The organism is Mycobacterium sp. E2462, assembly GCF_001672685.1.
Classification (GTDB): domain Bacteria; phylum Actinomycetota; class Actinomycetes; order Mycobacteriales; family Mycobacteriaceae; genus Mycobacterium.
The window spans coordinates 1-9,022 of sequence record NZ_LZKC01000378.1 but is presented as its reverse complement, the minus strand read 5'-3'; the positions used below and the strand labels follow the sequence as shown (position 1 = coordinate 9,022).

Genomic DNA, 9,022 nt, shown 5'->3' with positions numbered 1-9,022 from the left:
CTTCGCCGCGTCCATGGTGCGGTAGCTCGGCACGAACGCGTCTTTGACGACAACGTCCTTGGAGCCGGTGCCGCGCAGCCCCACCACGTTCCACGAGTCCTCGACGATCTGATAGTCCTTGCGCGGCAGGATCATGTGCAGCATCTGTGGCGGCAGCAGCGGCTTGCCCTGCCCGTCGCCGAGCATCGCCCCCAGGATGATCCAGTCGCAGTGGTCGGTGCCGGAACTGAACTGCCAGCGGCCGGTGAACCTGTAGCCGCCGTCAACCGGTGTCGCCACCCCCTGCGGCGCGTACGGGGACGCCATCCAGGTGTCGACGTCGTCGGCCCAGATCTCGGCGGCGACCCGCGGGTCCGCGTACGCCAGCTGATACGGGTGCACGCCCACCACGCCGACGATCCAGCCGGCGGCCGGGTCCAGCGCCGCGGTCGCCATCACCGCCTCGGCGAACTCGCGGGGGTGCACTTCGAAACCCTGGTACTGCCTGGTCTGCAACAGCCGGATCAGGCCGGCGCCCTTCATGAGTTTGACCGTGTCGTCGGTGAGCCGGCCGATCCGTTCGGCCTCGGCGCCCTGGCCGCGCAATTCGTCGGCCACCGCCGCCACCCGGTCCAGAACCCGCTCGCTCATGCTTCGTCCCTTACAGTCGTCGGCGCCGTTGCCGTAGTACAGGTTTACCGCAGCCGGGGCCGGAGGCGAAGGGTTCTCGAGCGGTTTTGAGGCGAGTCAGCGGTTTTCGGTGCGGGACAGGAACGCCAGGACCGTGCTCTCGAAGGCCTCCTTGGCCTCGATCATCGCCCAGTGCCCCGAGTTGGGGAACACGTGCAGCTCGGCGTGGGGGATGGTGCGCATCGGGATGAGCGCCATGTCGGGCGGGCTGACCCGATCGTCGCGCCCCCACGTCAGCAGGGTCGGCGCCGTCAGCTTGTGCATGCTGGCCCAGGGCAGCGGGCGGTCCGACGCGGCCAGGGCGGCGTTCATCCCGGCGAAGGCCGCCTTGCCGTACATGCGGCGCGCGGCGGCCAGCGTCTCCGGATCGGTGGCCAGCTGCCAGCGTTCCTCGATCAGTTGGTCGGTGATCAGTGCCTGGTCGTACACCATGGACTTGAGCCAGTCGACGAGGCGCTGGCGGGAGGGGTCCTCGACGAATTCCTGCAGCAGCCGGATGCCCTCGCTGGGGCTGGGGCTGAAAATGTTGGTCCCGATGCCGCCGATGGTGACCAGCCGGTCCACCCGGTCCGGGTTGTGGATGGCGAAATTGATGCCGACGCCGCCGCCCATCGAGTTCCCGACGACGTGCGCCTTCTCGACGCCCAGCGCGTCGAGGAAGGGGCCCACCGTGCCGAACGCGGTCACCATCGGGTGGCCACCGAAGTCGTCGCTGACACCGAAGCCGGGGAATTCCAGGATCAGGCACCGGTAGTGCGCCGCAAAGGCGGGCAGCACCCCGCGGAAGTTGCGCCAGCCCGTCACCCCGGGCCCCGAGCCGTGCAGGAAGAGCAGCGTCCCGCCGGCGCCCCCGCTGTCGTAGTACCGCAACGTGCCCTTGGGGGTGGGGAGCTCGCGCAGGTCCCGTTCCGCGACGGCGGCTGCGCCGGGGGTGTGTGCCACGCCCCTCACCCTGCCATGCCGCCACGAAAGCCCGGAGCGCACCCGCGCCGGTCGCTCGCCGCCGCGGGCCGTCGCGGCGCCGACAACCATCAGGGTGCCACGGCGGCAACGGGGTTCGGGGATACACGGGAGTCGGCCCGCGTGCCGCACGCCGGTCGGCCGTTGCGCTCGCCCTGCGCGTCGGCAGTTTGTTGTGTTGGATTGACCGGGTAAGACGCACGGGAGTCCGGCATGTGGCCGTGGCCACGAGACAAGGGGGCGGTCATGAGCACGCGGGATCTCAAACGGCAGGTGGGGGCGGAGATCGAGCTCGAGGTGACCGCCGCGACGACTCTGGAATTCCAGATCGCGGTCGCCCGTCTGCCCGGCATCGACGTCAGCGAGTCGCTGTCGATCCAGTGGAACGGCAAAGCCGTTGAGCCGCGCGAGATCATCGGGGAGCACGACACCAGGATTCACACCTTCCAGGCGGACGAGGGAACGGTCACGCTGTCCTACGCGGCCACGGTCGTCGGGCAGGCGGACCCGGCGCCGGTGCGCGACATCGATCTGATCACCTATCTGCGGCCAAGTCGGTACGCCGAGGCGGACAAGTTCTTCGGCTTCGCCGCCACCGAATTCCAGCAATACGGCGAATCGGTGTCGCTGCTGGAGAAGGTGTCGTCCTGGGTGGGCAGGCGGCTCGATTACGTTCCGGGGTCCAGCGATCCGATCGACGGCGCGGCCGACACGCTGCTGGCGGGCGCCGGGGTGTGTCGCGATTACGCCCACCTGGTGATCGCGATGCTGCGCGCGCTCAATGTGCCCGCCCGGCTGGTCGCGGTCTACGCCCCCGGCTGCCAGCCGATGGACTTCCACGCGGTCGCCGAGGCCTTCGTCGACGGCCAGTGGCGCGTGGTGGACGCGACCTGCCTGGCGCCCCGCCAGTCGATGGTGCGCATCGCGACCGGGCGCGACGCCGCGGACACCGCCTTCCTGGACAACCACAAGGGCTCCATCAACCTGGGCAACATGACGATCACCGCCGTGGTGGACGGCGACTTGCCCCGCGACTCCGTCGACCAGCTGGTCAGCCTGCGCTAGCGGCCGTGCCGTGTGGCGCACGCTACCCACTGCACGGGTTTCGAAACCCACGCCGTCGGGGAAAAGGCAACCTGCGTGTGCGCCGTCTCGCGCCGCACGCAGGACAAGGAGGACGCATGTCAGACAAGAGTGGTCCGCAAGAAGCCGTCGAAGGCCTCGTCGAGGGGGTCAAGGGTAAGGTCAAGGAAGTGGCCGGCGCGGTCACCGGGCGTGAGGATCTGCTGCGCGAAGGTCAGGCGCAGCAGGACAAGGCCGACGCGCAGCGCGAGGCCGGCAAGAAGGAGGCCGAGGCCGAGGCCGCGCGTAAGGCCGCGGACGCCAACGAGGCTCGGCAGAAAGCCGAACAGTAACGGTCCAGGCATCGGTGGCCCGGTCCCCGTCGGGGCCGGGCCACCGCCATGCGCGCGTCGGGCGCCGGGAATGAATCACCGCACACCTGGCGTAGAACCACGCATGAAGCTCAACGATGCGGCGCGGGCTCTCATCGGTGACGGCGCCGACGCGACCCTGGTTACGCTCAATCCCGACGGCAGCCCCCAGGTCAGCCTGGTCTGGGTCGCGCTGCAATCGACCCCCGACGGCGACGAACTCGTCACCGCCCACCTGGCCGCGCACAAGAAGGTTCGCAACGTCCGCGCGGATCCCCGCGTCGCGGTCACGATCGTTTCCCTCGCGCCGGGCCAGGGGATGCGCCCATACCTGTCGATCGCCGGCACCGCCCGGATCGTCGAGGGCGGCGCGCCGGAGCTGTTGCGGCAACTCAACCCGGTGCTCGGCGACCCCAACCTGCCCTTCCCGCCCGACGACGCGCCGCCGGGATACCTCACCCGCATCAAGATCGAGAAGGTGGGCGGCATCGGACCCTGGGCGGCCTGACCTCGCTCTTCCTCCTTCCGCTACCGGTCGTCGCGGAATACAGTGGGCGGATGGAACCCGGCGCCGACGGCACCCACATTCGCACCTGTCCGCTGTGTGAAGCCATGTGCGGCTTGGCAATTGAGGTCAAAGCCGGCACCGTCACCGGCATCCGCGGCAACCGCGACGACGTGTGGAGCCGCGGCCACCTGTGCCCCAAGGGGACGTCGCTGGGAGCGGTGCACCACGACCCGGACCGGATCCGCAGACCGATGATCAAGGTCGACGGCCAGTGGCGCGAGGTCAGTTGGGACGCGGCATTTCGGCGCTGCACCGAGCTGCTGACGCCGGTGATCGAACGCCACGGCATCGGCGCCGTCACCGCCTACACCGGCAACCCGCTGGCGCACTCGTTCTCGCTGGCCCGGTACGCGGGCATCCTGCTGGGCATGTCGCGAATTCCGGTGACGTATTCGCCGGGCACCGTCGACCAGTGGCCCAAGAATCTGTCGTCGCATCTGATGTACGGCCTGTGGTGGAACTTTCCGGTGCCCGACATCGAACGCACCGACCTGCTCGTGATCATGGGCGCCAATCCTGCGGCGTCGCAGGGATCGCTACTGGCCGCGCCGGACGTGATGGGCCTGATCGACGGAATCCGCCGGCGCGGCAAGGTGATCGTCATCGACCCGGTGCGCACCCAGACCGCCGCGCGCGCCGACGAGTGGTTGCCCATCGTTCCCGGCACGGACGCGGCGCTGCTGTTGGCCGTCGCGCACACGCTGTTCGACGAGGGCCTGGCCAATCCCGGCCCGCACGTCGACGGGATCGACACCATGCGCCGCGTCGCCGCGGACTGGCCCCCGGAGCGGGTCAGCGCGGCGACCGGCATCGCCGCCGACCGCATCCGGGGCCTGGCGCGCGAACTCGCCGGCACCGCGAGGTCGGTGGTGTACGGCCGTATCGGCCTGTGCAACCAGGAGTTCGGCAGCCTCGCCAGTTGGCTGGTGGACGTGATCAACATCCTCACCGGCCACTTCGACACCCCGGGCGGGGCGATGTTCCCCCGGCCGGCGGCGTGGTCGATCACCACCCAGCCGCTGCCCGGCCTCGAGGGCGGACTCGCCGACTTCGGCCGCTGGCGCACCCGGGTGCGCGGCGCGAAGGAGGTGCTCGGACAGGCACCGGTGTCCTGCATGGCCGAGGAGATCGCCACGCCGGGGGAGGGGCAGCTCAAGGCGCTGATCACCGTCGCCGGCAACCCGGTGCTGTCCACGCCGGGCGGCGACAAGCTCGACGAGGTGCTACCGATGTTGGACGCGATGATCTCCGTGGACCTGTGGCTCAACGAAACGACCCGCCATGCCGACGTGATCCTGCCCGGGCTGTCGCCGCTGGAGCAGCCGCACCACGACGACCTCATCCTGTTGTTCGCCATTCACAGCGTGGCCAACTACTCCGCCCCGGTCTTCGATCCCGGCGACCGCCCGCACGAATGGGAGATCCTGATCCGGTTGACGGGCCTGTGCACCGGGACACCGGCCGAGGACGTCGACGTCGCGGCCATCGACGACGGCTTCTTCGACTACCTGGCGTTCACCCGGGGGCTCGACGGGGCGCAGCTGCGCAAGACCTACGACCACGGCGGCCCCGAACGGATGCTGGACCTCACGCTGCGCACCGGCCCCTTCGGTGATCAGTACGGCGCCCGGCCCGGCGGGCTCACCCTGGACCTGCTCAAGGCCAACCCCAACGGCATCGACTTCGGGCCGATGACGCCGCAGCTGCCGGGGCTCCTGGGCACCCCGGACCGCAAGATCCGGCTCGCCCCGCAGTATCTGCTCGACGACCTGCCCCGGCTGGCGGCGCGGCTGGAGCGGCCCGCCGAGCCGCTGGTCCTGGTGAGCCGCCGCCATCTGCGGTCGAACAACACCTGGCTGCACAACGTGCCGGCGTTGATGAAGGGCCGGGACCGGTGCACGCTGCTCATCCACCCCGACGACGCGGCCCGCCACGGGGTCGGTGACGGCGACGTCGTCACGGTGAAATCCGAGGCCGGCGAAATCGCGGTGCCGGTGGAGGTCACCGGCGCGATCAAGCCCGGCGTGGTGTCGATGCCGCACGGCTGGGGCCACGGCAAGCCGGGCACCCGCATGGCGGTGGCCAACGGCTCGCCGGGCGTCAACACCAATGTCTTGTCGCCGCCCACCTTCGTCGACGAGCCCTCGGGTAACGGGGCATTGAACGGAATCCCGGTAACGCTCATTCACGAGCAGGCGGAATCGCCGTCGCTGCAACCGCTTTGAGGTTTCAGCCGGCAGCTGTTGAGGCGCAACGCCGCGCTCTTATTAAACATGCGTCAAAAACGGCGCAGGGCAATGCATCCGGAGCCGATACGGTGTAAACGGCTTGCGTCTCTTTGTGGTTCAGTTCACCGGAATGGATTCGCCCGACCGGTGAACCGTGACCGCCCGCCGCTCGTCGGCATGGCATGACCGTAACAACGTTTTCCACGTCCCCGCACCAGGGTGGTCGCCAGGGTTGCGCCGGACCCCGCATCGCCGGAACCGCGGTGGCATTCACCTCGAACCGGTACGACCAGGCCGAAGTCGCCCGTGAGCTCACCGAATTCGCCAACCCCGAGTTCACCCGGTTCGCGCAGACGACCGGGGTCGACCACCGCAACCTCGCGCTGCCGCTGTCGCGTTACCCGACGTTGAGCGGCTTCACCGAGGCCAACAACGCCTACCTCGAGGTCGCCGTCGACCTTGGCGAGCAGGCGATCCGCTCGGCGCTGGCCGCAGCGAACATCGAACCGCGCGAGGTGGATACCGTCGTCATGGTGTCAAGCACCGGGATCGCCGTGCCGACCATTGACGCGCGCGTGATGACCCGGGTCGGCCTGCGCCCCGACGTCAAGCGGGTCCCGTTGTTCGGGCTCGGTTGCGTGGCGGGCGCGGCCGGGATGGCTCGTGTGTACGACTACCTGCACGGCTATCCCGAGGACGTGGCCGTGTTGTGCTCGGTCGAGTTGTGCTCGCTGACCTTGCAGCGCGACGACACCTCGATCCCCGCGCTGATCGGCATCTCGCTGTTCGGGGACGGCGCGGCGGCCGTGGTCGCCACGGGATCGGAGCGAAAGGGATTGAGCGACACCGCGCAACGCGGCCCGCGCGTGTTGGCCACCCGCAGTCGCGTCGTGCCCGAGACGGTCGACGTGATGGGCTGGAACGTCGGGACGAGCGGGTTCCAATTGGTCATGTCGCGCGACGTGCCGAAGATGGCCGACGACTACCTGCGCGCCGAGGTCGACGGGTTCCTGGCCGATCACGGGTTGTCGCTGGCGGACGTCTCGGCCTGGATCTGCCATCCCGGCGGTCCGAAGGTGCTCGACTCGGTGGAGAACGCGCTGAACCTGCCGGCCGAGGCGCTGCGGCACAGCCGAGAATCCATGCGCGAGAACGGAAACGTGTCCTCGGTGTCGGTGCTCGACGTGTTGCGGCGCACCGTTGCCGAGCCGCCCCCGGCGGGATCCGTCGCGGTGATGCTCGCCATGGGGCCCGGCTTCAGCTTCGAACTGCTGCTGCTGCAATGGTGACAGGGAACATGTACTACTGCCTTTTCATCCTCGCGATCGGCGCCGAGCGGCTCGTCGAGCTCGCCGTGGCCCAGCGCAACGCCAGGTGGTCGATGGCAAACGGCGGCAAGGAGTTCGGCCGCGATCACTACCCGGCGATGGTGAGCATGCACGCGCTGCTGCTGGTCTCCTGCGTCGTGGAGACCTGGGTCCTGCACCGCCCGTTCATCCCCGCGCTGGGCTGGCCGATGGTGGCGATCGTGGCACTGAGCACCGTGGTCCGGTGGCGGTGCGTCAGCACCCTCGGCAAACACTGGAACCCGCGGTTGATCGTGATTCCGGGCGCACCGCTGGTGCGCGACGGGATGTACCGCTGGGTGCGCCACCCCAACTACACCGCGGTGGCCGCCGAGGTCGCGGCGCTCCCGCTCGTCCATTCGGCGTGGCTGACGGCTCTGGTGTTCAGCGCCGCCAACGCGCTCGTGCTCACGGTGCGCATTCGCGCCGAGAACGCGGCGCTGGGCCTGGCCTGAGCCCGGTGGCCCTCAGGGGTCGATCGGGCGGTTGGTCCACTGCCGGCCGGCCCGGCGCGTCGAGCGGAACCAGCCGCCCGCCGCGCCGGTGCCGCCGTCGGTGGGGATGGTGTGACCGGTGACGAAACCCGACAGCTCCGAGGCCAAGAACAGGATCACCCGGGCCTGATCGTCCGGCCGGCCCATCCGGCCGACCGGAACCCACCGCGGCCACTGCTGGTGCTCCTCGGCCGTCAGCCACTGCGAGTAGGGGACTTGCAGGGACTCGGTGACGTCGGGGGCGATCGCGTTGACCCGCACCCCGAGGCCGCCCACCTGGACCGCGAGGCTGCGGGTGAACCCGATGACCGCGGCCTTGAACGCGGCGTAGACCGGATCCTCCGGGTAGCCCCGCAGCCCCTCGACGGACGACACGTTGACGATCGCGCCGCTGCGCCGCTGGACCATCGCGGGCAAGAACGCGTGCGTGACGGCGAAGACGTGGTGCAGGTTGATGCGGTAGAGGTCGTCCCAGAACTGCGGGTCGGTGTCGACGAACTCGCCCGGGTGGCGTAGCCAGTGGCCGACGTTGTTGACCAGAGCGTCGACGCGGTCGAAGCGGTCACGCACGGTCTTCGCCAGGGCCGCGACCTGCTTCGTGTCCCGGACATCGGTGCCGACCGCCAGCGCCGACCCGCCCCCCGCGGCGATCTCGGCTGCGGTGGCCGCGGCGCGTTCGGCGTCGACGTCGGCGATGACCACGTGCGCGCCATGGTCGGCGAACAATCGGGCGGTCGCGGCGCCGATTCCGCCGGCGCCGCCGGTCACGACCGCCACGCGGTCGGCGAGCAGGCGGTGCGGGCTGGCCATGGGCCCATTCTGTCCCAGCCGCAACCGCGCGCCCCCTACCCACTCCGGCGACGGCGCAAACGTGAGCAACGCTACAACCCGACGAAATCCGTATTCGTTTTCGCCGCCGGCAAACGGGTATTCCCAGCGCACCTTAGGAGCTGATGCCAATGACGACAACGGATTCCACTCGGTTACTGCCAAGCCAGGCGATGACCCGGCGAATTCACCATCGACACAGCCCGCAGTCGGTTGCGGTGTCGATGGCCAGCCGGTTATTCGTGAAGAACGTGGTGCGCGCCTGGGCGATCCAGCCCAACCTGCACTGGCCCTTCGCGTACATCGACGGCTTGGCGGGCATGGTGCCCCGCATCCCCACGATGGCCCAGATCCAGCCGGTCAAATTGGGGAACTGCGCCGCCGAATGGATCCGTGCGCCCGGCGCCTCCACCAAGCGGGTGATCCTCTATTTGCACGGGGGCGCCTTCATGACCTGTGGGCTCAACACCCACCGGTCGATGGTGGTGCGGCTGTC

Annotated in this window: 8 protein-coding genes and 2 pseudogenes; 7 read left to right on the top strand and 3 right to left on the bottom strand. The window is 69.5% G+C overall.

The window, feature by feature from the left end; genetic code table 11:
* Together A5714_RS19770 and A5714_RS19765 are read right to left on the bottom strand one after the other, a co-directional pair.
* Window positions 1-630, bottom strand: a pseudogene (locus tag A5714_RS19770) (hydroxylase); the annotation flags it as partial.
* Between the two features lie 96 nt (window positions 631-726).
* Window positions 727-1,611: an alpha/beta fold hydrolase gene (locus tag A5714_RS19765; protein WP_068075627.1), complete on the bottom strand. Its 885-nt coding sequence runs from the start codon at window positions 1,609-1,611 to the stop codon at window positions 727-729.
* Between the two features lie 264 nt (window positions 1,612-1,875).
* On the opposite strand from A5714_RS19765, the gene A5714_RS19760 reads away from it, so the two are divergent.
* The 6 genes from A5714_RS19760 (at window position 1,876) to A5714_RS19735 (ending at window position 7,659) form a co-directional block, all read left to right on the top strand.
* Window positions 1,876-2,694, top strand: a complete 819-nt coding sequence (locus tag A5714_RS19760) for a transglutaminase family protein (RefSeq protein WP_068288055.1) — start codon at window positions 1,876-1,878, stop codon at window positions 2,692-2,694.
* Window positions 2,695-2,810: 116 nt separating this feature from the next.
* Window positions 2,811-3,044 carry a CsbD family protein gene (locus A5714_RS19755; RefSeq protein ID WP_068075631.1) on the top strand — a complete coding sequence of 78 codons (234 nt, stop codon included), beginning with the start codon at window positions 2,811-2,813 and terminating at the stop codon, window positions 3,042-3,044.
* Between the two features lie 103 nt (window positions 3,045-3,147).
* Entirely contained in the window at window positions 3,148-3,570 is a 423-nt protein-coding gene (locus A5714_RS19750) for a PPOX class F420-dependent oxidoreductase (RefSeq protein WP_068288052.1), read from the top strand.
* A 50-nt stretch (window positions 3,571-3,620) separates the two neighbouring features.
* Window positions 3,621-5,855 (top strand): molybdopterin-dependent oxidoreductase, encoded by a 2,235-nt coding sequence (locus A5714_RS19745; RefSeq protein WP_068288048.1) that lies wholly within the window; start codon window positions 3,621-3,623, stop codon window positions 5,853-5,855.
* Between the two features lie 185 nt (window positions 5,856-6,040).
* The gene (locus A5714_RS19740; protein WP_082959858.1) at window positions 6,041-7,147 is read left to right on the top strand and encodes a type III polyketide synthase; all 1,107 of its coding nucleotides are present in this window, start codon (window positions 6,041-6,043) and stop codon (window positions 7,145-7,147) included.
* 8 nt (window positions 7,148-7,155) lie between these two features.
* On the top strand, window positions 7,156-7,659 hold the full coding sequence (locus A5714_RS19735; protein ID WP_068288045.1) for an isoprenylcysteine carboxyl methyltransferase family protein: 504 nt from the start codon (window positions 7,156-7,158) through the stop codon (window positions 7,657-7,659).
* A 12-nt stretch (window positions 7,660-7,671) separates the two neighbouring features.
* Here the strand turns inward: A5714_RS19735 and A5714_RS19730 are convergent, their stop codons facing one another.
* Window positions 7,672-8,508: an SDR family NAD(P)-dependent oxidoreductase gene (locus A5714_RS19730; protein ID WP_068204479.1), complete on the bottom strand. Its 837-nt coding sequence runs from the start codon at window positions 8,506-8,508 to the stop codon at window positions 7,672-7,674.
* Window positions 8,509-8,657: 149 nt separating this feature from the next.
* Between A5714_RS19730 and A5714_RS19725 the strand changes: the two are divergent.
* Window positions 8,658-9,022: pseudogene (locus A5714_RS19725) on the top strand (esterase); the annotation flags it as partial.